Genomic DNA, 23,207 nt, shown 5'->3' on the forward strand with positions numbered 1-23,207 from the left:
TTCTGCCAAATCACCCGTGCGCTATCAACAACTTAGGCGCAGATCCGGTGTCAAATGGAGCGGGCGATGGGAATCGAACCCACGTCAGTAGCTTGGGAAGCTACAGCTCTACCATTGAGCTACGCCCGCGTTGCGGTGGAAAGTCTATGCGCTGGGGCCGGTGTTGTGCAATGGTGCCCCCCCGCATCAGAGCGGGGTCGGAGCCCTTTCGTTGCCGAAAGGGATCCGACCCCGCCTGGTTTCTGCTTAGAAGCTGCCGCTGAAGTTGGCGAACAGCGTCGCGTCCTGGGCACGCTTCTGCCCGGCCGAAGCGCTCAGGCCGAAGTTGCTCTGCAGGCCGAACAGCTCGGTACGGGCACCCAGCACCACGGTGGCGTAGTTCTTGTCGAAGTTCAGGCCCGGCACGCGATAGCTGCCCAGTTCCGGCAGCGTCTGCAGCCATGCGCTGGCCTGCTTGGTGTCTTCGAACTCATGGTCGTAGGTCAGCTGCGCGTATGGCTTGAGGGTGCCGCCATCGAAGCGGGCCTGCCAGCCGATGCGGCCAACGGTCGAGTCAACGTTCTGTCGGTCGTAACCCAGCGCGGTGGCCAGGGTGCCGGCCGCAGCGCTTTCGGTGTAACCATCGATCTTCACCTTCTGCCAGATCACCGAAGCGATCGGACCGTGGCGGAAGCCGCCTTCGGTGCCGAACTCGTAACCGGCGTTCAGGGCGGCAGTCAGGTTGCTGCCGTCCGGCGAACCACCGTGCTCGCGGGTGGCCGGGCCGAGCTGGACCTTGCGGTTCACGTCATACGACAGCCAGGTGTAGCTGACCTGGCCGTTGACCCAGATGCGATCGCCGTACCAGCCGGCGAACAGACCGGCGGTGGTGTCCTTCTGGGTGAAGTCGCCACGGCTGTTGCCGAAATCGGCGTTGAGGCGGCCGAAGCCGGCGAAGCCGCCGACCACCATGCCGTCGCGCGCCCAGTCGATGCCGAACAGGCCGGCCGGCGCCAGGCCGTCGTACAGATCCGCGTGGTCGTAGCGCTGCAGGTCACCGCGCACGCCACCCCACCAGGACAGGCCGTCGGCCGGACGACCGCCCAGGTGCATGCTGACCTGGTCGGCACGCGAGCGACCAATGGTCTGCGCCGAGTGGCTCAGCACCTGCTGCAGGCGCGGGGCTTCCAGCACCGAGACCGCGTACTGGCCCAGCAGCTGGTGGCCCGCCGTGGTCGGATGCACGCCATCGGCAAACAGATAGGTGTTGGCCGCATCCGGGCTGACGTAGCTGGTCGGATTGCAGGTCAGGATGCTCTGCGTCGAGTTGGCCGGATCGATCTTGCAGGCGGTGCTGGTGACGTTGGTGAAGCCATACATGCCTGGATTGGCGGCGACTTCGCCCAGAACGGTGAAGGTATCGAGCGGAATGAACTCGATACCGGCCTGCTTCAGCCCGCCGTACAGCGCTTTGTTGTAGCCGGCCGACAACGCGGTGGCAGCGGCGGCATTCGGGCCGCGGAAGGCCGGAGTCAGGCCGACGTTGGGCAGGTTCGGCACCAGCACGTATTCGGCACCGGCCTGCTTCAGCGCGCCGACCAGGGCGATCTGGTCGGTGACGGCGGCGCCGATGATGGCCTGTGCCTGCGTCGGCGCAGCGGCGGCGGCGAACAGGTCATTGGCACCGCCCCACACCGTATACAGGACATTGGCGTCAGCCTTGCCGCCATTGGCAGCCAGATAACGGGCCGCCTGCGACTTCAGCGACGGGATGGTTCCCATCGGACTCGCCACGTCCACGCCGACGCGGGCACCGCCGACCGCGTAGTTGTCACCGCTCTGGCCGTTGCCATTGGCGGCGCCATTGAGGCCATAGTAGTTGGCGACCTGCTGCGACCACACCCAGCCCGGGTTGGTGGTGAACTGGCCGGTTACCGGGCGCACATCGGCCGGCAGCAGCGGGCGGAAATAGCCGGCATCGGTCAGGCTGTCGCCGAAGAACACGGCCTTGGAATACGGGGATTCGCCTGCCATGGCCGGAAGCGCGGCCAGCGCGATCGCGGCCGCCATCAGGGAGCGGATCGGGTGTTTGCTGAGCTGCATGTAGGAAACTCCTGTGGGGAAATCATTGGGGACCCGGCGCACGTACGCCGGCGCACGGTGAATGGTTTCACTGCGCCGCGTTTTGCTCACGCTGCGCCGCCGCATGGATTGTCGCCCGATCACCGGGAAACCTGCTGTGCCGGAGCTGGCGCCCCGTTCAATTTGCAAGCGTTCCGATCCCGGCGGGCTATCGGCGACAATGCGCGGATGAACATCCAGCTCAATGGCGAACCCCGCACCCTGCCCGCTTCGGCGACCGTCCACGACCTGCTCGAGGCCGAGCAGTTGCTGCAGCGCCGGGTGGCCGTGGAGGTCAATGGCGAAATCGTCAGCCGCAGCCGCCACGGCGAACATGTACTGGCCGAGGGTGATGTGGTCGAGATCGTGCACGCACTGGGCGGGGGTTGAGGCTGCGCGGGTCTTCAGGGGTCAGAGCCCTTTGCCGGTGGCAAAGGGCTCTGACCCCATGCTCGGCCCTGCCCGCTGTATGACCCCATCTTCAGGCGGATAGGCGATAATCGCGCCATGAACGTTCATGTCTCCCCCGATTCGCTGGTGATCGCCGGCAAGACCTATGGCTCGCGGCTGCTGACCGGCACCGGCAAGTTCAAGGATCTGGAAGAAACCCGCCTGGCCACCGAGGCTGCAGGCGCCCAGATCGTCACCGTGGCGATCCGCCGCACCAACATCGGGCAGAACCCGGGGGAGCCGAACCTGCTCGACGTGCTGCCGCCGGAGCGCTACACCATCCTGCCCAACACCGCCGGCTGCTACACCGCCGAAGATGCCGTGCGCACCTGCCGCCTGGCCCGTGAGCTGCTGGACGGCCACAACCTGACCAAGCTGGAAGTGCTGGGCGACCAGAAGTCGCTGTACCCGGACGTGGTGCAGACCCTCAAGGCTGCCGAGCAGCTGGTCAAGGACGGTTTCGAGGTGATGGTCTACACCTCCGACGACCCGATCCTGGCCAAGCGCCTGGAAGAGATCGGCTGCGCCGCGGTGATGCCGCTGGCCGCGCCGATCGGTTCGGGCCTGGGCATCCAGAACAAGTACAACCTGCTGCAGATCATCGAAGACGCCAAGGTGCCGATCATCGTCGACGCCGGCGTGGGCACCGCCTCCGACGCGGCGATCGCAATGGAGCTGGGCTGCGATGGCGTGCTGATGAACACCGCCATTGCCGGTGCACGCCACCCGGTGCTGATGGCCAGCGCCATGCGCAAGGCAGTCGAGGCCGGCCGCGAGGCCTTCCTGGCCGGGCGCATTCCGCGCAAGCGCTACGCCAGCGCCTCCTCCCCGGTGGATGGGCTGATCGGCTGATGACCAATCCTTTTGACAGCGCCGGCTCCAAGGCCCCGCCCAAGCCCTTCACTGTGAGCGAGGGCCGCCGCGAGGTGCGCAGCTTCGTGTTGCGCCAGGGCCGCTTCACTCCCGCCCAGCAGCGCGCGTTCGATGAACGCTGGCCGCGCTTCGGCATCGACTACAACGGCCAGCCGCGCGACCTGGATGCCACCTTCGGCCGCCCGGCGCACAAGGTGCTGGAAATCGGCTTCGGCAACGGTGCCGCGCTGCGCTTCGCCGCCCAGCACGACCCGTCGCGCGACTACATCGGCATCGAAGTGCATGCCCCGGGCGTGGGTCGCCTGCTGAACGCGCTGGCCGAGGACAACGCCGACCACGTGCGCCTGTACCACCACGATGCCGTGGAGGTGCTGCAGAACGAGATCGCCGACGGTGCGCTGGATGAAGTGCGCATCTACTTCCCGGACCCGTGGCACAAGAAGCGCCACAACAAGCGCCGCCTGCTGCAGCCGGCGTTCGCCGACCTGCTGGTGCGCAAGCTGCGCCCGGGTGGCCGCCTGCACTGCGCGACCGACTGGGAAGACTACGCCGAGCAGATGTGGGACGTGCTCGATGCCACTGCCGGCCTGGTCAACCGTGCCGGCCCGCGTGGCAGCGTGCCGCGCCCGGACTGGCGCCCGCAGACCCACTTCGAGACCCGCGGCCAGAAGCTCGGCCACGGCGTCTGGGACCTGCTGTACGACCGCACCTGACGATCATCTGAGGACACCGCGCCCCACATGGATACCGCGCTGACGCTGACCAACGACATGAAGCTCGTGCTCGGGCTGGTCGGCTTCACGATGGCGATGTTCCTGTTCGAGCGCATCCGCGCCGACGTGGTCGCGCTGGTGGTGCTGGTGGTGCTGGGTGTCACCGGCCTGATCGCGCCAGAAGAGATCTTCGGCGGCTTCTCCGGTAACGCGGTGATGAGCATCATCGCCACGACCATCCTCGGTGCGGGTCTGGACCGCACCGGGGCGCTGAACCGGCTGGCCGCCTGGCTGCTGCGGCGCGGCCATGGCGTCGAGCAGCGGCTGCTGATGATGACCACGGCCATCGCCGGCCTGAACTCGTCCTTCATGCAGAACCCGTCGGTGATGGCGCTGTACCTGCCGGTCGCTTCGCGGCTGGCAGCGCGCACCGGCCTGACCCTGCAGCGCCTGCTGCTGCCGATCTCGGCGGCGATCGTGATGGGCGGCGCGCTGACCATGGTCGGCAACTCGCCGCTGATCCTGCTGAACGATCTGCTGGCCTCGGCCAACAACAACCTGCCCTCGGGCCTGGCCACCATCGAACCGCTGCGCATGTTCGCGCCGCTGCCCATCGGCGTGGCCCTGCTGATCGCCTCGCTGCTGTATTTCCGCTATTACGGCGACCGCAAGCTGGTCGAAGAAGAAAGCCTGGTCAACGACGGTGTCACGCCGGCGCGCACCGAGAGCTACTTCGCCAAGACCTACGGCATTGAAGGTGATGTGTTCGAGCTGGTGGTCAGTGCCGAAAGCCCGCTGGTGGGCATGACCCTGGGCGAGGCCGAGAACCTGCACGACGCGCCGCTGCTGCTTGCCCTGAAGACCGGCAACGACACCCGCCTGGCGCCGCCGGCGGAAATGCGCATCTGGGTTGGCAGCGTGCTCGGTGCGATGGGGCCGCGTGAGCAGATCAGCGACTTCGCGCAGAACCAGTTCCTGCGCATGTCCTCGCGCCTGAAGCACCTGGGCGACCTGTTCAATCCCAGCCGTGCCGGTATTTCCGAGGCGGTGGTGCCGCCGACCTCGAACGTGATCGGCAAGAGCGCGGCCGATCTGCGCCTGCGCAAGGAGCGCGGCATCAGCCTGCTGGCGATCAACCGCGACAAGCAGGTGATCCGCGAGGACGTGCGCGATGTGCAGCTGCGCGCCGGTGACATGCTGGTGTTCCACAGCATCTGGACCGACCTGGCGCAGGCCGCGCGCAGCCGCGACTTCGTGGTGGTGACCGACTACCCGACGGGCGAACAGCGCCCGCACAAGTTCAAGATCGCGATGGCGATCTTCGCGTTGACCATCCTCATCGCGCTGACCAGCAAGCTGCCGGTGGCGCTGACGCTGATGACCGGCGTGGCTGGCATGCTGCTGACCGGCGTGCTGCGCATGGACGAGGCCTACGCCTCGATCAACTGGAAGACGGTGTTCATGATGGCCGGGCTGATTCCGCTCGGCTGGGCGATGGATTCCAGCGGTGCGGCGGCGTGGGTGGCTGGCCATACCATCGACAAGTTGCCCACCGGTATCCCGATCTGGGTGCTGGAAGTGGCACTGGCGCTGCTGACCACGGCGTTCTCGCTGGTGATCAGCCACGTGGGTGCGACCATCGTGATGGTGCCCATTGCGGTGAACCTGGCACTGGCGGCCGGTGGCAACCCGACCGCGTTCGCGCTGATCGTGGCGCTGTCGGCGTCCAACAACCTGATGACGGCATCGAACCCGGTGATTTCGATGATCACCGGTCCGGCCAATTACACCCCGCGCGAGATGTGGCGGGTCGGCGGACCGTTGTCGCTGATCTACACCTGCGTGGTGGTATTGATGATCAACCTGATGTTCTGAGGGTTGGGGTTTGTTGGCAGGGCTGCGCCCTGCACCCGCAGAAGCCGAAGCAACGGCAACAGCGTGCATTCCGTGGGATGGCGGGGCACTGTGGGTTTGCGGGGACGCCGTGAACCCGTCCATGGGGGCTTGGTCGCGGCATCCATGCCGCTCACACCCCGCAAACCCACAGTGCCCCGCCTTCGACAGGTTCATGCTGCTGATGGTGGGTGCCGACCTTGGTCGGCACGGATCTCGCTCTGGTGGGTGTCGACCTTGGTCGACACGGCTTTTGTAGAGTCGAGCCGTGCTCGACTGCTTCCGGCCTCAGGCCAGGTAAACCTGCCCGTCACGCACGTCCACCGGCACGGCGCGCAGGCGGTCGCCCTTGCACGGGCCGGCAATGCAGTCGCCGCTGTCCAGGGCGAACGAGGCGCCATGCGCGGCGCACACCAGGTGGCCCTCACGGCTCTTCAGGAACTGGCCAGGAGCCCAGTCCAGGCGGCGGCCGGCGTGCGGACAGATGTTCAGGAAGGCTCGGACCTGCCCGCCGTCGCGGTACAGCACCAGCGACTCGGCATCGCCATCAACCACCGCTTCGACCTCGGCAAACGCGCCATCGGCAATGGCTTCAAGGGCGATCAGGGCAGCGGCGGTAGTCATGGCGAAGGCTCGGACGGTAAACCGGAATTGTCGCATGCCTGCTCAGGTGACTGGCTGCGACATGAACACAAGTCATTGATCCGTAATAAGCACAGGCTATATTTAACGAGTTTTTCACTCAATGACAGTGGCGCGTCCCGATACTCTGGTTTCGCTGATCCCAGCCTATCGAGCCGCCATGTTCAATCGCGCATCCGCCTTCAACCAGTTCCGCACCCTGTTCGCGCCGCGCAAGCCGCGCCATCCGCTGGTGCGCGTTGCCGTGGGCCTGCTTGGCCTGGCGATCCTGGCCGCGATGGTGTTCATCGGTGTGTTCGTCGGTGCGGCGATGATCCTGGTCGGCCTGGCGTGGAAGCTGCTGGCCTCGCGCAAGCCCGGCGCCGCGCGTCCGGTCGACCCGACCGTGGTCGAGGGCGAGTACCGCGTAGTGCGCAAGCCGGTGCTGCCGGCCTCGCGCTGATCCACGTCTTCCGCGCCCGCTGACGGCGGGCGCCATGCGTTCTAGACTGCGGGCACGCCCTTCCTGGATGCCCGCATGTCCGATGTCTCCGATGTGATCCCCGCCGTAGCCCTGCCGCGTGTACCGGTGGCGGGCGGCGGCAGTTTCCCCGTGCACCGCATCTACTGCGTCGGCCGCAACTTCGCCGACCATGCCCGTGAAATGGGCGCAGCGGTGCCAGCGGCCGATGACCGCGGCCGCCCTATGTTCTTCAGCAAGCCGGCCGATGCGATCGTGGTCGGCCACGACGACGTGATCCCCTATCCGCCGGCAACCGCCAACCTGCACCACGAAGTGGAGCTGGTGGTGGCGATCGGCCGCGATGCGCCTGCCGGTGAGCTGGCCGTGGCCGATGCTGAAACACTGGTCTACGGCTACGCCGTCGGCCTGGACCTGACCCGCCGCGACCTGCAGGCCGCGGCCAAGGACAAGGGCCATCCGTGGGACGCCGCCAAGGGCTTCGATGCCTCCGCGCCGATCAGCGAAATCGTCCACGCCGAGGAAGTCGGCGACCTGGCCGCGCTGAACCTGTCGCTGGAGGTCAACGGCGAGGTGCGCCAGCAGGCGCTGCTGGACCAGATGATCTGGAACGTGCCGGAGATCCTGCACGAGCTGTCCAAGCTGTGGCAGCTGCGCGCGGGCGATCTGGTGTTCATGGGCACGCCGTCCGGGGTCGCCGCTTTGAAGCCGGGCGATCGCTTCAGTGCGCGCCTGGAAAACGTGGCCGAACGCCATGGCGTGATCGCGGGCTGACATCACCTGCGCTACCCTGCGCGCTGTCCACTTCCCCACCGGAGAACAACAACAATGGGAATGCTCACCGAGTTCAAGGAATTCGCGATGCGCGGCAACGTCATCGACCTCGCCGTCGGCGTGGTGATCGGCGCGGCCTTCGGCAAGATCGTGACCGCGCTGGTCGAGAAGATCATCATGCCGCCGCTGGGCTACCTGATCGGCCGCGTGGACTTCTCCAGCCTGGCCTGGACGTTGTCGCCGGCTCACCTGGGCCCGGATGGCAAGGAGATTCCGGCCGTGGTGGTTGGCTATGGCGACTTCATCAACACCGTCATCCAGTTCGTGATCGTGGCCTTCGCCATCTTCATCGTGGTCAAGGCGATCAACCGCCTGTCGCGCAAGCAGGAAGCAGCACCGGCCGCCCCGGCCGAGGAAGTGGTGCTGCTGCGCGAGATCCGCGACAGCCTGAAGAAGTAAGGGTACCGGGTGCCGTCGGCGCCCCTCCCACCTGTAGAGCCGAGCCCACGCTCGGCTGATCTGCAAAAGGCAGCCGAGCATGGGCTCGGCTCTACAGAAGCAGGCGAAAGCCCCGCTCCGGCGGGGCCTTCGCTTTGCCGGACATGGCGGAAAACAGCGTTCGCGCCAGGCATGACCTCCCGCCCATGCGCGGGCCTGAACGACTGTTAAGCTCCAAGGCTTGGTCCCTTCCGGAGTTGCCCATGCGTCGCCGCGTCCTTGCCATCGCATCCTCCCTCGCCCTGCTGGCCGCTCCGGCCTTTGCGGCGCCGCACATCACTACCCTGCCCCCGGCATCGCTGGCCACCGCTGCACAGCTGCGCGATCAGGCACTGGCCGACGACACCGGCTGGAAGGTGGTCGAATCGCTCACCACCGAGATCGGCCCGCGCATCGCCGGCAGCGAAGCCGACGCCCGTGCCGTGGCCTGGGCCGAAGCCAAGTTCAAGGCCCTCGGCTTCGACAAGGTGTGGAAGGAGCCGGTGACGTTCCCGAAGTGGGAGCGCCGCAGCGAACACGCCGCCGTGACCGGCAAGAACCCGCAGCCGCTGCAGATCACCGCACTGGGCGGCAGCCCGGGCGGCACCGTTGAAGCCGAAGTGGTCCGCTTCGCCGATCTGGCCGCACTGCAGGCCGCACCGGCCGGTTCGCTGAAAGGCAAGATCGCCTTCGTCGATTACCAGATGCTGCCGTTCCGCGATGGCCGCGACTACGGCCGTGGCGGTGCGATCCGCAGCAAGGGCCCGTCCGAGGCCATCCGCAAGGGCGCGGTGGGTTTCCTGATGCGCTCGGCCGGTACCGACTCGCACCGCGTGCCGCACACCGGCATCACCCGTTTCGATGACGGCCTGACCCCGGTGCCGTCGGCGGCGCTGTCGGTGCCCGATGCCGACCAGCTGGCGCGCCTGCTGGCCCGTGGCAGCACCACGGTGAAGGTCGCGCTGGATTGCGGTTGGGATGGCACCGCCACCTCGTACAACGTGATCGGCGAGATCACCGGCCGCAGCCTGCCGAAGGAAGTGGTGGTGATTGGTGGTCACCTGGATTCATGGGACCTGGGCACCGGCGCGGTGGATGACGGCGCGGGCGTGGGCATCACCATGGCCGCAGGCCACCTGATCGGCCTGCTCAAGCAGGCACCGAAGCGCACCATCCGCGTGATCGCCTTCGCCAACGAGGAACAAGGCCTGTACGGCGGCAAGGCCTACGCCGAAGCGCACGCCAAGGACGTGGCCCTGCACCAGCTGGCTGCCGAGAGCGATTTCGGTGCTGGTCGCATCTACGCCTTCAACACCGGTTCGCCGAACCCGGAAGGCTCGCGCGAAGCGACGAAGCAGATTGCCGAAGTGATGAAGCCGCTGGGCATCGAGTACCAGGCCGACAAGGGTGGCCCGGGACCGGACGTCGGCCCGCTGGCCGCCAAGGGCGGTGCGTGGGCGTGGCTGGCGCAGGATGGATCGGACTACTTCCACCTGCACCACACCGCCGACGACACGCTGGACAAGATCGACCCGAAGGCACTGGCACAGAACGTGGCCGCGTACACCGTGTTCGCGTACCTGGCGGCGGAAGCTGACGGCAGCTTCGGCAGCGAAGCCAAGGCGACCACGCCACCGAACGAGTGATGCGGTAGCGCCGCAGGGTCAGAGCCCTCGCTATTGGCGAGGGTTCTGACCCCTGATCGCATTAGCCCTCCCAAACCCGCGAATTGCGTATCCCGATCGTCTGCGGCTTGAACAGTGGATCACGCTGCTTGCGTTTCTGCGCCTCGTAATCGCGCAGTGCGGCCAGGGCAGGCCTTTGTAGCAGCAGGATGGCAATGATGTTCAACCAGCTCATCATGCCCACGCCGATATCGCCCAAGGCCCAGGCCACCGTCGCAGTGTTGACTGCCGAGTAGCCTGTGGCAGCCAGGAACATCAACTGGAAGCCGGTGATGGTCCCCCGCCCGGGACGATCCCGGGACAGGTAGCTGACATTGGTTTCGGCCATGTAGTACAGCGCCAGGATGGTGGTGAAAGCGAACGGCAGGATAGCGAGCGCGACGAACGACTTGCCGAAGCCCGGCAGCGCCGATTCCACCGCATGCTGCACGAAGCGTGGACCGGCCTCGACACCCGGCAGGCTGGCGAACAGCAGGCGCGCTTCATCGGGAACACCCTTCACGGCCGGCTCGTAGACGTTGTACAGCCCGGTGGACAGGATCAGGAAGGCCGTTGCGCTGCATACCACCATGGTGTCGATGTAGACCGAGAACGACTGCACCAGGCCCTGCTTGACCGGATGCGAGACCTCCGCTGCAGCGGCCGGATGCGCACCACTGCCCATGCCCGCCTCGTTGGATAGAACTCCGCGGCGCACGCCCCACTGGATTGCGGTACCGATCATCGCGCCGAACGCAGCATCCACACCGAAGGCACTGCGCAGCACCAGGCCGAAGACCTCGGGGACCTTGTCCACGTTGATCACCATGACCACGGCCGCGACCAGCAGATACGCCACGGCCATGATCGGCACCACCCACTCGGCTACCCGGGCGATGCGCCGCACGCCGCCGTACAGCACGGCCGCAAGTACGACCAGCAACACCGCCGTGGTGCCTGCCACAGGTATGCCCCACGCCTCGTTCACCGCGCTGGTGATGGCATTGGACTGGGTACCCGCCAGCATCGCCCCGGCCAGAACAGTAACGAGCGCGAACAGCACCGCGTACCAGCGCTGGCCCAGGCCCTTTTCGATGTAGTAAGCCGGGCCGCCCCGGTACTGGCCGCTGGCGTCGCGCTCCTTGTAGATCTGCGCCAGGGTCGATTCGATGAAGGCGCTGGAAGCGCCGAGGAAGGCCACGACCCACATCCAGAAAATGGCACCCGGCCCGCCGAAGGAGATGGCCATGGCGACACCGGCAATGTTGCCAACGCCGACCCGGCTGGACAGTGACAACGACAAGGCCTGGAAGGGTGAGACGCCCGCAGAAGAGCGTTCGTGACGGAACATCAGGCGCAGCATGTCTGGCAGCGCGCGCAGCTGGATGAAGCGCGTGCGCACGCTGAAATACAGACCTGCCAGCAGGCAGAGCACGACCAGCAAGGGGCTCCAGATGATGCCCAGTACGGCATTGACGATCGATTCGATGCTCATATGCAACGCCCCTCAGAAGAACACGCCCAGGGCGACCTGGGGGCTGACGATGCGGCCGGTGTTGCGTCCATCCACGGTGAATTCCACGCCGGCGATCAAGCCCAGCGACGGACTGAAGTGGTACTCCACTGCCGGTGCCAGAGTGACGCTGCGGCTGGCCGGGCGATGCTCGTCGATGCGCTCGATGGCGCCTCCGGCGTTGCGCGCGAAGCCGCTGAGCCGCTGGCCAGTCTCGCGGCTGGCAGCCACTTCCATCACGCCCACCCAGCGCGGGTTGAAGCTGTACTCGGCCGCCACCGACAGACCCAGCACCGAACCACGCGCGATGTGCCCCTGGAAGCTGTCATCGGTGCCATACACGCTGGCGCCGGAAATGGCGGTGCGCGACGGTGCAGGCCCTGCGCTGAGCTGGGCGCGCCAGCGCATTGGCCGCTCGTTGCCCATCCACACCACCTGCTGCACGCCCAACGCAGCTGTGGTGCGCTGCACGCCATCGCCCTGCGCATCCAGCGCATTGCCGGTGATGCGATCGTGACTGCCGGTACTGAAGCGTTGCACCAGCGCCACTGAAACAGCGGGACGGGTGCCGTCCGCATTCGGTGCCTGCAGCAGGTACTGCAGGCGGGCGGTGGTATCGCCGGCGCGGAAGCCACTGCTGCGCGCGCTGCCGGATTCGGAGCGCGACGCGCTGAGGTTGACCTGGCCCATCAGGCGGTCGCTGAAGCCGTACATCACCGGCATGACGACCGCCCACGCACCACTGTCCTGCGCGCTGCGCCGACGCTCGCCGTCAGCGTCGTAGTAGGCGTTGCTGTCGACGCGGACCAGATAGGGTTCGAGGAACCAGCGGCCCTGCGGCAGGCCCGCGGGATTGGGGGTGATCAACGGCCCCATGAAATTGACGTTTTCCAGGCTGCGTTCGTTGGCGCAGGCACTGGCACTGGCCAGCGCGCTGGCCAGCAGCAGGGACACGGACAGGGTGCGTTGCAGATGGGACATGACAGCCACTCCGGGACAACGAGGGTTGGAGTTCCACCCTGCGTCGCCGGGAATGGCGAACCAATAAGGAAAGTTTCAAATCACCAGCACGCCATGCGCGTTGCAAAGCGTACTAAGCTGCCGCCCAGGGTCAGAGCCCCCGCCCTGGGCGAGGGATCTGACCTCGGTCACGGGGCTCAACCGCGTCGGCTGGCCCACTGCGCCAGCAGCACCGCCGTGGCCGAGGCCACGTTCAGGCTCTCCACCGCGCCGCTGCCAGGAATCGAGACCTGCAGATCGCACTGGCTCGCCAGGCCACGGTCCATGCCCTCGCCTTCGGCGCCCATCACGTACACCAGCCGGTCCGGCAGCGACGCGCGGAACACGTCATCACCGCCCTCAACCAGCGTCGCGGCCAGGCCAAAACCGGCGCTGCGCAGCTGTGCCATCGCCTCCGCGGTCTCCGGCAACTGCACCAGCTGCACCGATTCCGCACCGCCTTCGGCCACGCGTGCGGCAGCACCGGACAGCGCCAGCGTGCTGCCTGCCGGCAGCAGCAGCGCCTTGACCCCGAAGTGCGCGGCCGAGCGCAGGATCGCGCCGAAATTGTGCGGATTGCCGACACCGTCCAGCCACAACGCCAGCGCCGGGCCTTCGCCCAGATCGGCCAGCCACTGTGCCAGCGGCACAACCGGCGCGCGCAGCACGTCGGCCACCAGGCCTTCGTGATGGGTGGTGGCAGCCAGCTTGTTCAGGTCGCCTTCCTCGACGACGCGATAGCCCACGCGGTTGGCCACGCACCACTTCAGCACCGGCTGCATGCGCGGAATCAGCGCGTCCACCAGGTACAGCTTGCGCAGCGCCTGCGGGCGCTTGGCGAACAGGGCCTGCACGGCGTTCCAGCCATACAGGCGCAGTTCGTCGTTGCCGCGCCCCGGCGGCGGCGGGGTGCCGCCCTCACGCGGAGGCAGCGGGGTGGCCCGCGGCGGTCGCGACGACGGGCGGCGGGCATTCTTCCAGGGATCATTCACTACGGGACAACTCCAGCTTGCGTTGACGCCAGAAATCGGCGTTCTTGATGCCCAGGGCATCGGGGTCGAAGATCGGATCCAGGCCGAGCTTCTTCTGACGTTCGTAATCACGCAGGGCCAGCATCGCCGGCTTCTGGATGATGAGGATGGCAATGATGTTCAGCCAGGCCATCAGGCCCACGCCGATGTCACCCAGCGCCCAGGCCAGGGTGGCATTGTGGAACGCGCCGAACACCACCATGCCGATGATGCCCAGGCGCAGCAGCAGCACGGTCAGTGGGCGCTTCTTGTTGTGGTTCACATAGCTGAGGTTGGTCTCGGCCATGTAGTAGTACGCCATGATGGTGGTGAAGGCGAAGAAGAAGATGGCGATCGAGACGAACGCCGAGCCCCAGCCCGGCAGCACCGCTTCAACGCCAGCCTGCGCGTAGCCCGCGCCTTCCGGAATGCCGGCCAGGCCCTGGAAGATCGGCGCGGCGCCGGGCACCGGCGAGTACACATTGTAGGTACCGCTGGCCAGGATCAGGAACGCGGTGGCGGTGCACACCATCATGGTGTCGAAGTAGATGGCGAAGGCCTGCACATAGCCCTGCTTGGCCGGGTGCGAGACTTCCGAGGCGGCCGCCGCATGCGGGCCCGAACCCTGGCCGGCTTCGTTGGCGTAGATGCCGCGCTTGATGCCCCACTCCACCGCCAGGCCCATCATCGCGCCGAACGCCGCGTGCGTGCCGAAGGCGCTCTTGAAGATGATGCCGAACATTTCCGGCACGCGGTCGTAGTTGATGATCATGATGACGATGGCCATCAGGATGAAACCGGCTGCCATGAACGGCACCACCACTTCAGCGAAGTTGGCGATGCGCTTGACGCCACCGAAGATCACCACGCCCAGCAGCAGGGCCACGACGATGCCGATGCCCAGCTTCAGCGCCTGCACGGACTCCATGCCGAAGGCCTGGCCATCGAGCGGACCGCACAGGGCAGTGCCGCGGCAGGCGTTGATGATGCTGTCGGCGATGGCATTGGCCTGCACGCCCGGCATCAGGAAGCCGGCAGCGATGATCGTGGCGATGGCGAAGGCCAGCGCGTACCACTTCAGGCCCATGGCCTTTTCGATGTAGTAGGCGGGGCCACCGCGGTAGCGGCCTTCGGCGTCCTTGGTCTTGTAGATCTGCGCCAGGGTGCATTCCACGTACGAGGTGGACGCGCCGAGGAAGCCCATCACCCACATCCAGAAGATCGCACCGGGGCCGCCGAAGGCGATGGCGGTGGCCACGCCGGCGATGTTGCCGATGCCCATGCGGCCGGCCATCGACATGGCCAGGGCCTGGAACGAGGACACGCCGGCGTCGGATTTCTCACCCTTGACGGTGAGGCGGCACATCTCGACGAAACCACGGATCTGCATGAAGCGCGTGCGCAGGCTGAAGAACAGGCCGGCGGCCAGGCACATGAAGATCAGTGCCTTGCTCCAGATGATGCTGTTGATGAAATGTACGGTAGCTTCCACGCGCGCTCTCTCCAGTCGGCGGGTTGTAAGGACGTCCCGTCGGCTGGAGGGGACCGGTCGATTCTCCCTGATCGAAGGCCGCTGCGGTAGCGGCAGAAGGCAGGCGGCCTCGGGAGGGCCGGAATAGCGGCGGTAGAGTCGACTGTTAGTCGACTGCCGTTGGCCCCGGTTGCAAAAGAGCCCGCGCTGCGCGCGATAGTCGACTGACAGTCGACTCTACCCCTCCCCCTCCCCGGCTGCTCAGGGAAGCTGCGTGCGTACCCGGGCGAAGCGGCGCAGGTCGTGCAGCTCGCCCCGCTTGTAGATCGCGCAGCGATCCACGCCCTCTTCCTGGAAGCCGTTCTTTTCCAGTACCCGTGCCGAGCCGAGGTTGAAGTCGACCACCCCGGCCTGCAGCCTGAACAGGCGCAGTTCGTCCATCACCCACGGCGCGAACAGGCCAACCACCCGGGTCATCAGGCCCCGGCCCCAGTAGGCCTGGCCCAGCCAGTAGCCCAGCTCGGCCATGTGTCCGCGCTCGGCCACACCCTGCTGGGCGCCGACGCTGCCGCAGGCCTGGCCGTCGATCTCGATGGCCAGATTCAGGGTACCGGGCGCCAGCACGCGACCGGCGAGGAAGGCCTCGCCGTCGGCACGCGTGTAGGGGTACGGGAAGCGGTCGCGCAGGCCACGGGACACGTCGGGGTCGTTGGCGTGGCGCAGCAGTGATTCGAGGTCGTCGGGGCGCCAGGGGCGAAGTTGGAAGCCGTCGCCTTGCAGGGGTGGGGTCAGAGCCCTTTCCCGTTGGGAACGGGATCCGACCCCCGATCCGACCCCGTCGGCGCGAGCGTCAGGCATGCCCACCCACCGACGGCGATTCGGCTTCCTGCTTCTCCAGTTCGCGCTTCACCGCTTCCGGCGAGCGGGTGTACGGGGCCAGTCGCGCGTAGAACGCCGGCACCACGAACAGCGACAGGAACGTCGAGAGGGTCACGCCGAAGATGATCACGATGCCGATGGTGCCACGGCTGGCCGAGCCGGGACCACCGGCCACCACCAGCGGGATCGCACCCACCACGGTGGCGATCGAGGTCATCAGGATCGGGCGCAGGCGCACCATCGCCGATTCGATGATCGCCTCGCGCACGGTGCGCCCGTCGTCGCGCAGCTGATTGGCGAATTCGACGATGAGGATGCCGTTCTTCGCCGCCAGGCCGACCAGCATGACGATGCCGATCTGGCTGAAAAGATTCACCGTGCCCCCGCTCACCCACAAGCCGACCAGCGCACCGAGCACGCCCAGCGGCACGGTCAGCATGATGGTGAGCGGGTGGATGAAGCTTTCGAACTGCGCGGCCAGCACCAGGTACACCACCAGCAGGGCCATGGCGAAGGTCAGCAGCACTGCGCCACCGGCACTCTGGTACTCGCGCGATTCGCCCTTCCAGTTCACCTGTGCGTACTGCGGCAGCTCTTCGCGGGCCACGTTCTGCGCCCAGGCAATGGCCTCGCCCAGCGGATAGCCCGGCGCCAGGCCGGCGGTGATGGTGATCGAGCGCAGGCGGTTGAAGCGGTTCAGGGTGCCCGCCTCGGCCACTTCACTGAGCGTGACCAGGTTGGACAGCGGCACCAGCTCACCGGAGGTGGCACGCACGCGGATCGCAGCCAGGTCGGCCGGGCTGGCGCGTCCATCGCGACCGGCCTGCACCAGCACGTCATACTCTTCGCCGTTGTCGACGAAGGTGGTGACGCGGCGCGAACCCATCATGGTTTCCAGCGCCGAACCGATCGCGGTGACCGGCACGCCGAGATCGGCCGCGCGCTGGCGGTCGATGTTCACCCGCATCTGCGGCCGGGTTTCCTTGTAGTCCGAATCCGGGCCGACCAGGCCGGGATTGTCGGCCATGCGCAGCAGGATGCGGTCGCGCCACTGCGCGATCTCCGCGTATTCCGGCCCGCCCAGCACGATCTGGAAGGGCTGGCCGCCACTGCGCACCAGGCCACCACCGACCTGGGTACGCACGCGCACGCCGCGCATGGTATCGAGTTCCTTCTGCAGTGCGTTGGCCACATCTGGGGTGGCCTCGCTGCGCTGGCGCCACGGCTGCAGGAAGATGCTGACGCGGCCGGTGTGCATTTCCTCGCTCGCGCCCCAACCACCCGGCACGCGCGGATTGGCACGCACGATCGGCTTGTCCGGACCGACGTGCGGGGCCAGCAGCGCTTCCACCTGCTGCACCTGCTGCACGGTGTAGTCGTAGCCGGCGCCTTCCGGGCCGTCGATCATGATCTGGAACGAACCGCGGTCTTCGGCCGGCGCCAGTTCCGACGGCAGCAGCTTCAGCAGGCCCCAGCTGGCGGCCAGCGCGGCCACCATCACCAGCAGGTAGATCCAGGTGCGGTCGACATGGTGGTCGAGCACGCGGCCGTAGCCCGAGGCCAGGCGTTCCAGATTGCGGTTGATGAAGCCATGCAGGCCGCGCGGGGCGTGTCCGGTGTGCGGCTTGAGCAGCTTGGAGGCCATCATCGGCGTCAGCGTCAGTGCCACGAACGCGGACAACGCCACCGCTGCCGCCAGCGCCACCGCCAGTTCGCGGAACAGGCGGCCGGTATTGCCTTCCAGGAAACCGACCGGCAGGAACACCGCCACCAGCACGGCGGTGGTGGCGATCACCGCGAAGGCAACCTGCGTGGTACCGCGCTTGGAGGCCACCAGTGGGGGCTCGCCCAGGTCGATGCGGCGCTGCACGTTCTCCACCACCACGATCGCATCGTCCACCACCAGGCCGATGCATAGCACCAGGGCAAGCAGGGTCAGCAGGTTGATCGAGAAGTCGAACGCATACAGTGCGATGAACGCAGCCACCAGGCAGACCGGCACGGTCACCGCTGGAATCAGTGCGGCACGGAAGCTGCCCAGGAACAGCCAGATCACCGCCAGCACCAGGATCATCGCCTCCACCAACGTGGCATAGACGCGGTCCACAGCGGCTTCGATGAAGGTGGTGTTGTCGAACGCCACGAAGATCTGCGTGCCCTTGGGCAGCGACAGCGCAACGCGTTCGGCTTCGGCACGCGCCGTGCGCGCCACGTCCAGCGAGTTGGCGGTGGAGGTCTTGACGATGCCCAGGCCGATGCCCGGCTCGCCGTTGCTGCGGTAGTACGCGCGACGCTCGGCCGAGGCCAGCTCGATCTTCGCCACGTCGCCCATGCGCACCACGTAGCCGTCGCGGCCCTTGCCCAGCGGGATGGTGGCGAAGTCTTCGGGCTTGATGTAGTTGCGCTCCACGCGCAGGGTGAAATCGCGGTCGGTCGACTCGATGCGCCCGGCAGGCAGTTCCACGTTCTCGTTGCGCAGCGCGGTTTCCACATCACCGGTGGTCAGCCCGCGTGCGGCCAGCTGGTCACGGTCCAGCCAGATGCGCATCGCATAGCGCTGGCGACCGCCAATGCGGACCTGGGCCACGCCATCGAGGCTGGAAAAACGATCGACCACATAACGGTCGGCGTAATCGCTCAGTTCCAGCGTGTCCATGGTCGAGGAGACCATGTTGAACCAGATGATCGGGTCGGCATCGCTTTCGACCTTGGCGATTTCCGGCGGCCGCGCTTCTTCCGGCATGCGGTCGGCGACACGGCTGACCGCATCGCGCACGTCATTGGCCGCCGCTTCGATATCGCGGTTGGAAGTGAACTCGATGCTGACCTGCGAGCGGCCGTTGGTGCTGCGCGCGTTGATCGTATCGATGCCTTCGATGCCGGCCAGTGCGTCTTCCAGCACCTGGGTGATGCGGCTTTCGATGACCGCCGCCGACGCGCCGGTGTAGTCCACCGACACCGACACGATCGGCGGATCGATGGCGGGCAGTTCGCGCAGGGTCAGGCGGGTGAAGGACATCACGCCCAGCACCAGCAACAGCAGGCTCATCACCACGGCGAACACCGGCCGCTGGATGGAGATGTCGGACAGCTTCATCCGCCGTGGCCCTCAGCCGCGACCGGTGCCGGCGCGTCAGCCGGCTTCGCGCCGCTGGCCGGTGCCGCATCCTTGGCCGTGACCTTCAGGCCCGGGCGCAGCTTGCCGGTGCCGTCGACCACGATGCGCTGGCCGGCCTCCAGGCCCTGCTTGATCTCGACCACGCCGGCACGGCGCGCACCGGTCACCACGTCCACGCGCTCGACGCTGTCGTCGTTCTTGATGCGGTACACGAAGGTATCGCGGCCGACCTGCACCACGGCGATTTCAGGCACCACCACCGCCGGGCGCTCGGGGCGGAACAGGCGCACGTCCAGCAGCATGCCGGGGCGCAGTGCGTGGTCGCCGTTGGCGAAGTCGGCGCGCACGGTCACCGCGCGGGTGGCCGGATCGATGCGTGCGTCGATGGTGCTGACCACGCCCTCGAAGGTACGGCCCGGCCACGCCACGCTGGTGGCACTGACCTTGTCACCGACGCCCAGCGCGGCCAGTTCCACTTCCGGCACCTGGAAATCGATGTGCATGTGCTCGATGTCGTCGAGCGTGGCGATGACCGTGGTCGGGGTCAGCAGCGAGCCAGGGCTGACCTGGCGGATGCCAAGCACGCCGGCGAACGGCGCGCGCACACGGCGATCACCGATGTCGGCCTGCATCTGCATCACGCGCGCCTCAGCGGCATCACGGATCGACTTCTGCGTATCCAGCGTGGCGCTGGACACCAACCGCTGGGAGGCCAGCTCGCGCTGGCGCTTGTACAGCTGGTCGGCCTCGTGGAACGTGGCCTGCGCCTGCACCAGCGCCGCTTCCTGGGCCTGGCCGCGCAGGGTCACGATCGGCGCACCGGCGGCGATGTGCTGGCCGCTTTCGAAATGCACCTTCTCGACGATTTCGCTGACCTTGGCGGTCACGCTGATCGACTCGCGTGCCTTGGCGGTGCCCAGCGCCTGCAGGGTGTCGTTCCACTGCGTGGGCTGCACGAGCTGCGCGGTAACCGGCACTGCTTCGCCCTGCCGACGCGCGGCGGCCTCCTGTTTGCCTGCGCACCCGGCCAGCACGGCCAGGCTGAGGCCAAGGGCCAGGGTCGAAGCGATACGAGCCAACATGAACGGTCCTGATTGATCCACGGCCGCCGAGTGTAGGCAAGGGCCCGCAAAAGCGGTATGTGCCAAGCGTTTACCGGCGTGGAACCGAAGCCGTGATAGCGCCTTGAACCCGTTCCGTGCAAGGCTGCCCATGGCGGTGTCGGCGTGTGTCGGGGTGTATCCAGCCGTGCAACGCAGGCGTTGCCATCGTAGAGTCGAAGCTGCCCGACGGAGGGCGTTGGGCAGGGGGCGGATCCTGGCGGGGATCCGGCCCCGTTTTTTTTTGCCCGGCAGCAACGCCGGGCATGGCCTGGCGCTACCGTTCCGCACGCTGGTCAATACCGGTAGTTCACCTTCATCCACAGGCTGCGCCCGGGCTCGTTGATGCGCACCGGATCGGCCGGGAAGCCGAAGTCGGCGCTGCCGGCCAGGTTCAGGTGCTCGCTGTAGGCGCGGTCGAACAGGTTGTCGACACCCGCGCTGAGCTGCAGCTGCGAACTGAAGCGATAGGCGGCGTTGAGCGCGAACGTGGCGAAACCAGCACTGGGACCCAGGTCCTGGGCCACCACATTGCCTTGGCCATCTGCGACACGATGCTGGTGGGTCACCGCGCGCAGCAAGGCCCCCGCGCTCCAGCGCTGGCCTTCCCAGTTCGCACTCAGGCGCGCTTCCAGCGGCGGCATCTGCGGCAGTGGACGCTGCTGGTCGCGGTTCTCGCCCCAGGCATAGGCCAGCGTGCCCCCCAGTTTCCACTGCTCGGCCACACTCACTTCCAGCCCCGCCTCGGCACCGGCGATGCGCGCATCGATGTTGCTGGCCTGGCTCATGCCCATCATGCCCATCATGCCGCTGCCGTGATAGGTGAACAGGATGTAGTCCTGGATCTGCCCGGCGTAGGCCGAGACCCAGGCCTGCACGCGCGGGCCCTTGTACTGCAGGCCGACGTCGAGCTGGGTGGTGCGCTCGGGCTGGATGCCGGCGAAGGCGTTCGGTGCACCGGCCGGACCGTGATCGGGTGAGAACAGCTCCCAGTAATCGGGCATGCGCTGGCTGTGGCCGAGACCGGCATACCAGGTCAGGCCGTCGGCCAGGTCCTGTTCGTAACGCAGGAAACCACTGCCCAGCCATTCCTTGCGACGCTGGCCCGAGGTCGCATTGGGCATGTTCCCCATCATGCCGCGGATCGACTGCCGCTCATCGCGCACGCTGGCGCGATCGATGCGCAGGCCACTGATCCAGCGCTGGTCGGTGCCGGCGCCCAGGGTCAGTTCGCTGAACACGCCATAGCGACGGAAGTTGGCATCGGTCTCCCACGTCGCCTGGCGGTAGGTGTCGCGGCCCATGCCCATGCGGCCGCGGTGGCGGCTGTCTTCGCCATCCACACCCGCCACCAGCTGCACGTCCTGCCAGCGCCACTCGGAACTGACGCGGCCGCCCTGGGTTCGGCGGTCCACATTCGACGCCATCGGCATCGGCATCACGCTGTTCGGATTCGGCGTGCGCAGCGTGTAGTTGTCCATCACGTGGTCGGCCTCGTTGTAGTACACGTTGGCCTGCACCGTGTCCCACGCGCCCGGCAAGTTGCGCTTCTCGAAGCGCGCCGCGTAACTGGTGCGTTCGAACGCGGCGCCGTCCATGCCGCGCCCGGCATAGCGCGCGATCGCATCACCGGCACCGGCGGAGATTTCCAGCAGCGTATCGGCGTCCGGCGTCCAGCCGATCGCCACATCACCGTTCCACTTGCGCCACTTCGACGGCACCACGTCACCGTGGCCATCCTTGTAGTCATCGGCTTCGGAACGGTTGCCGCTGGCACGCACGTAGCCGGTCGGGTTGCCCAGGGTCAGGTCCAGTACCTGGTCGTTACGGTTGCGCGAACCGACCAGCGCACTGGCATCGGCACGCACGCCCGGCTCCTCGAAGCGCGGCGTGTCGCGCTCGAAGCGCACGGTACCGGCCGACGCACCTGCGCCCCAGCGCACGCTCTGCGGGCCCTTGATGATGGTCAGGCGGTCGAAACTCTCCGGGGCGATGTAGGACAGCGGATTGTCCATGCGCGACGGGCAGGCACCGATCAGGTTGCCGTCGTTGCTGAGGATGTTCAGGCGCGAACCGAACATGCCGCGCAGTACCGGGTCGCCATTGGTGCCGCCGTTGCGGATGGCGGAGAAGCCGGGAACGGTTTTCAGGTAATCGGCACCATCACTGGCCGGCACCGGCTGCCGCGGCAGGCGCGGATCGGTCACCCAGTGCAGCGGCGACGACGGCGCGGCCGCGGTGACCACCATCGTGTCGAGGGTGCGCGCCTCTTCGGCGGGCGCAGCGTGGGCCAGTGACGTGGCCACGGCCAGGCCAAGGGCAACCGGCAGGCGCGCGCAGGCGCCCGCGGGGCGGGAAGTCATTTTCATCGGAACAGCTCCAGGGTACGCACGCGCGCACGGCGCCCGGTCAGGCGTCGTGCGGCAGATTCATGGGGATATCAGCGGACGATGGAGACGCGTGGTGGCCCACGTGCGGCATGTGCTGGCCAGTGCAGCGCGGGCAGCACCTGCTGCGACCACGGGAACACCAGGCGCGGCCGCCACAGCAACGGCAACAGCAGCACCAGCACCGCCAGCCACGGCAGCAGGCGCATGGCCAGCACGCAGTACTCGCAGGCTTCGCCGTGCATGGCGTGGGGATCGGCGGGGCGGTTGGGCGCTGCCGGCGCAGCGCCATGATGATCGTGCCCGGCCATGGCCATGTCGTGCATGTCATGGCCCATGGCGGCGTGGTCCATCGGCGGCGCCTGCAGCGCGCGGCTGACCAGCGGCGCAAGCACCATCAGCAGCGTCGCCAGGATGGCGAGCTGGAGCAGAAGGCGCTGCGGGCGGGACAGGCGGGTCACCCCGCTAGTGTAGAGGCGGGTCGAGGGTTGCCCGTGCGACGAACCGTCGCAGGAGAGGGTTTATCGGCAGGGCTTGCAGCCCTGCACCTGCCGAATCAACGTCAACGTCAAAAGCGGGCAATCCGTGGGATGGCGGGGTGGGTCCGGTTGCGGGGGACGCCGTGAATACGTCCATGTAGGCTCGGTCGCCGCATCCATGCGGCTCACGCCCCCGCAACCGGAC

General features: G+C 67.2%; 19 protein-coding genes and 1 tRNA gene. 8 read left to right on the forward strand and 12 right to left on the reverse strand.

All coding sequences use genetic code 11. From position 1 onward, the window contains the following. Positions 1-55: 55 nt before the first annotated feature. Positions 56-129 (reverse strand) — tRNA-Gly (locus V3B41_RS14785). A 117-nt stretch (positions 130-246) separates the two neighbouring features. Further along, complete coding sequence (locus V3B41_RS14790; RefSeq protein WP_329861620.1) at positions 247-2,082, reverse strand: autotransporter domain-containing protein; 1,836 nt, start codon at positions 2,080-2,082, stop codon at positions 247-249. Between the two features lie 207 nt (positions 2,083-2,289). Between V3B41_RS14790 and thiS the strand changes: the two genes are divergently transcribed. The 4 genes from thiS to V3B41_RS14810 all read left to right on the forward strand — a co-directional run bounded on the left by thiS (position 2,290) and on the right by V3B41_RS14810 (position 6,011). Continuing rightward, the gene (thiS, locus tag V3B41_RS14795) at positions 2,290-2,490 is read left to right on the forward strand and encodes a sulfur carrier protein ThiS (RefSeq protein WP_049429902.1); all 201 of its coding nucleotides are present in this window, start codon (positions 2,290-2,292) and stop codon (positions 2,488-2,490) included. Between the two features lie 117 nt (positions 2,491-2,607). Further along, complete coding sequence (locus tag V3B41_RS14800; protein WP_005410813.1) at positions 2,608-3,402, forward strand: thiazole synthase; 795 nt, start codon at positions 2,608-2,610, stop codon at positions 3,400-3,402. Beyond that, positions 3,402-4,136, forward strand: a complete 735-nt coding sequence (gene trmB, locus V3B41_RS14805) for a tRNA (guanosine(46)-N7)-methyltransferase TrmB (protein WP_049429900.1) — start codon at positions 3,402-3,404, stop codon at positions 4,134-4,136. Before V3B41_RS14800 ends, trmB begins: the two co-directional genes overlap by 1 nt. A gap of 27 nt (positions 4,137-4,163) precedes the next feature. After that, on the forward strand, positions 4,164-6,011 hold the full coding sequence (locus tag V3B41_RS14810) for an SLC13 family permease (RefSeq protein ID WP_197633144.1): 1,848 nt from the start codon (positions 4,164-4,166) through the stop codon (positions 6,009-6,011). A gap of 306 nt (positions 6,012-6,317) precedes the next feature. On the opposite strand, the gene V3B41_RS14815 is transcribed toward V3B41_RS14810, so the two are convergent. Beyond that, the gene (locus tag V3B41_RS14815; RefSeq protein ID WP_099553760.1) at positions 6,318-6,653 is read right to left on the reverse strand and encodes a Rieske (2Fe-2S) protein; all 336 of its coding nucleotides are present in this window, start codon (positions 6,651-6,653) and stop codon (positions 6,318-6,320) included. A 178-nt stretch (positions 6,654-6,831) separates the two neighbouring features. Here V3B41_RS14815 and V3B41_RS14820 point away from each other — a divergent pair, with 178 nt between their 5' ends. The 4 genes from V3B41_RS14820 to V3B41_RS14835 all read left to right on the forward strand — a co-directional run bounded on the left by V3B41_RS14820 (position 6,832) and on the right by V3B41_RS14835 (position 10,028). Continuing rightward, positions 6,832-7,113 (forward strand): hypothetical protein, encoded by a 282-nt coding sequence (locus V3B41_RS14820; protein WP_019660189.1) that lies wholly within the window; start codon positions 6,832-6,834, stop codon positions 7,111-7,113. Positions 7,114-7,188: 75 nt separating this feature from the next. Beyond that, on the forward strand, positions 7,189-7,905 hold the full coding sequence (locus V3B41_RS14825; RefSeq protein ID WP_329861625.1) for a fumarylacetoacetate hydrolase family protein: 717 nt from the start codon (positions 7,189-7,191) through the stop codon (positions 7,903-7,905). A gap of 54 nt (positions 7,906-7,959) precedes the next feature. Further along, positions 7,960-8,364: a large-conductance mechanosensitive channel protein MscL gene (mscL, locus tag V3B41_RS14830; protein ID WP_049429896.1), complete on the forward strand. Its 405-nt coding sequence runs from the start codon at positions 7,960-7,962 to the stop codon at positions 8,362-8,364. A 242-nt stretch (positions 8,365-8,606) separates the two neighbouring features. Then, positions 8,607-10,028 (forward strand): M28 family peptidase, encoded by a 1,422-nt coding sequence (locus V3B41_RS14835; protein ID WP_329861627.1) that lies wholly within the window; start codon positions 8,607-8,609, stop codon positions 10,026-10,028. A 61-nt stretch (positions 10,029-10,089) separates the two neighbouring features. Here the strand turns inward: V3B41_RS14835 and V3B41_RS14840 are convergent, their stop codons facing one another. The 9 genes from V3B41_RS14840 to V3B41_RS14880 form a co-directional block, all read right to left on the reverse strand. Then, positions 10,090-11,541 (reverse strand): alanine/glycine:cation symporter family protein, encoded by a 1,452-nt coding sequence (locus V3B41_RS14840; protein ID WP_329861629.1) that lies wholly within the window; start codon positions 11,539-11,541, stop codon positions 10,090-10,092. A gap of 12 nt (positions 11,542-11,553) precedes the next feature. Then, entirely contained in the window at positions 11,554-12,540 is a 987-nt protein-coding gene (locus tag V3B41_RS14845) for a hypothetical protein (protein WP_197620168.1), read from the reverse strand. 176 nt (positions 12,541-12,716) lie between these two features. Beyond that, positions 12,717-13,550, reverse strand: coding sequence for a TrmH family RNA methyltransferase (locus V3B41_RS14850; RefSeq protein WP_049429892.1), 834 nt, complete (start codon positions 13,548-13,550; stop codon positions 12,717-12,719). Beyond that, the gene (locus V3B41_RS14855) at positions 13,543-15,060 is read right to left on the reverse strand and encodes an alanine/glycine:cation symporter family protein (protein ID WP_010481454.1); all 1,518 of its coding nucleotides are present in this window, start codon (positions 15,058-15,060) and stop codon (positions 13,543-13,545) included. The genes V3B41_RS14850 and V3B41_RS14855 overlap by 8 nt, the downstream gene beginning before the upstream one ends. Before the next feature lie 240 nt (positions 15,061-15,300). Then, a complete protein-coding gene (locus V3B41_RS14860) occupies positions 15,301-15,897 on the reverse strand; it encodes a GNAT family protein (RefSeq protein WP_329861633.1) in 597 nt (198 codons plus the stop codon). After that, positions 15,890-19,015: an efflux RND transporter permease subunit gene (locus V3B41_RS14865; RefSeq protein WP_049429889.1), complete on the reverse strand. Its 3,126-nt coding sequence runs from the start codon at positions 19,013-19,015 to the stop codon at positions 15,890-15,892. Before V3B41_RS14865 ends, V3B41_RS14860 begins: the two co-directional genes overlap by 8 nt. Further along, the gene (locus V3B41_RS14870; protein WP_295546074.1) at positions 19,012-20,118 is read right to left on the reverse strand and encodes an efflux RND transporter periplasmic adaptor subunit; all 1,107 of its coding nucleotides are present in this window, start codon (positions 20,116-20,118) and stop codon (positions 19,012-19,014) included. Before V3B41_RS14870 ends, V3B41_RS14865 begins: the two co-directional genes overlap by 4 nt. 314 nt (positions 20,119-20,432) lie before the next feature. Beyond that, the gene (locus V3B41_RS14875) at positions 20,433-22,505 is read right to left on the reverse strand and encodes a TonB-dependent copper receptor (RefSeq protein ID WP_329861637.1); all 2,073 of its coding nucleotides are present in this window, start codon (positions 22,503-22,505) and stop codon (positions 20,433-20,435) included. 71 nt (positions 22,506-22,576) lie between these two features. Then, positions 22,577-22,984, reverse strand: a complete 408-nt coding sequence (locus V3B41_RS14880; protein WP_049429886.1) for a DUF2946 domain-containing protein — start codon at positions 22,982-22,984, stop codon at positions 22,577-22,579. Between the last annotated feature and the right edge of the window lie 223 nt (positions 22,985-23,207).

The sequence above is a fragment of the Stenotrophomonas sp. SMYL89 genome (assembly GCF_036319985.1).
Taxonomy (GTDB): Bacteria; Pseudomonadota; Gammaproteobacteria; order Xanthomonadales; family Xanthomonadaceae; genus Stenotrophomonas; species Stenotrophomonas maltophilia_Q.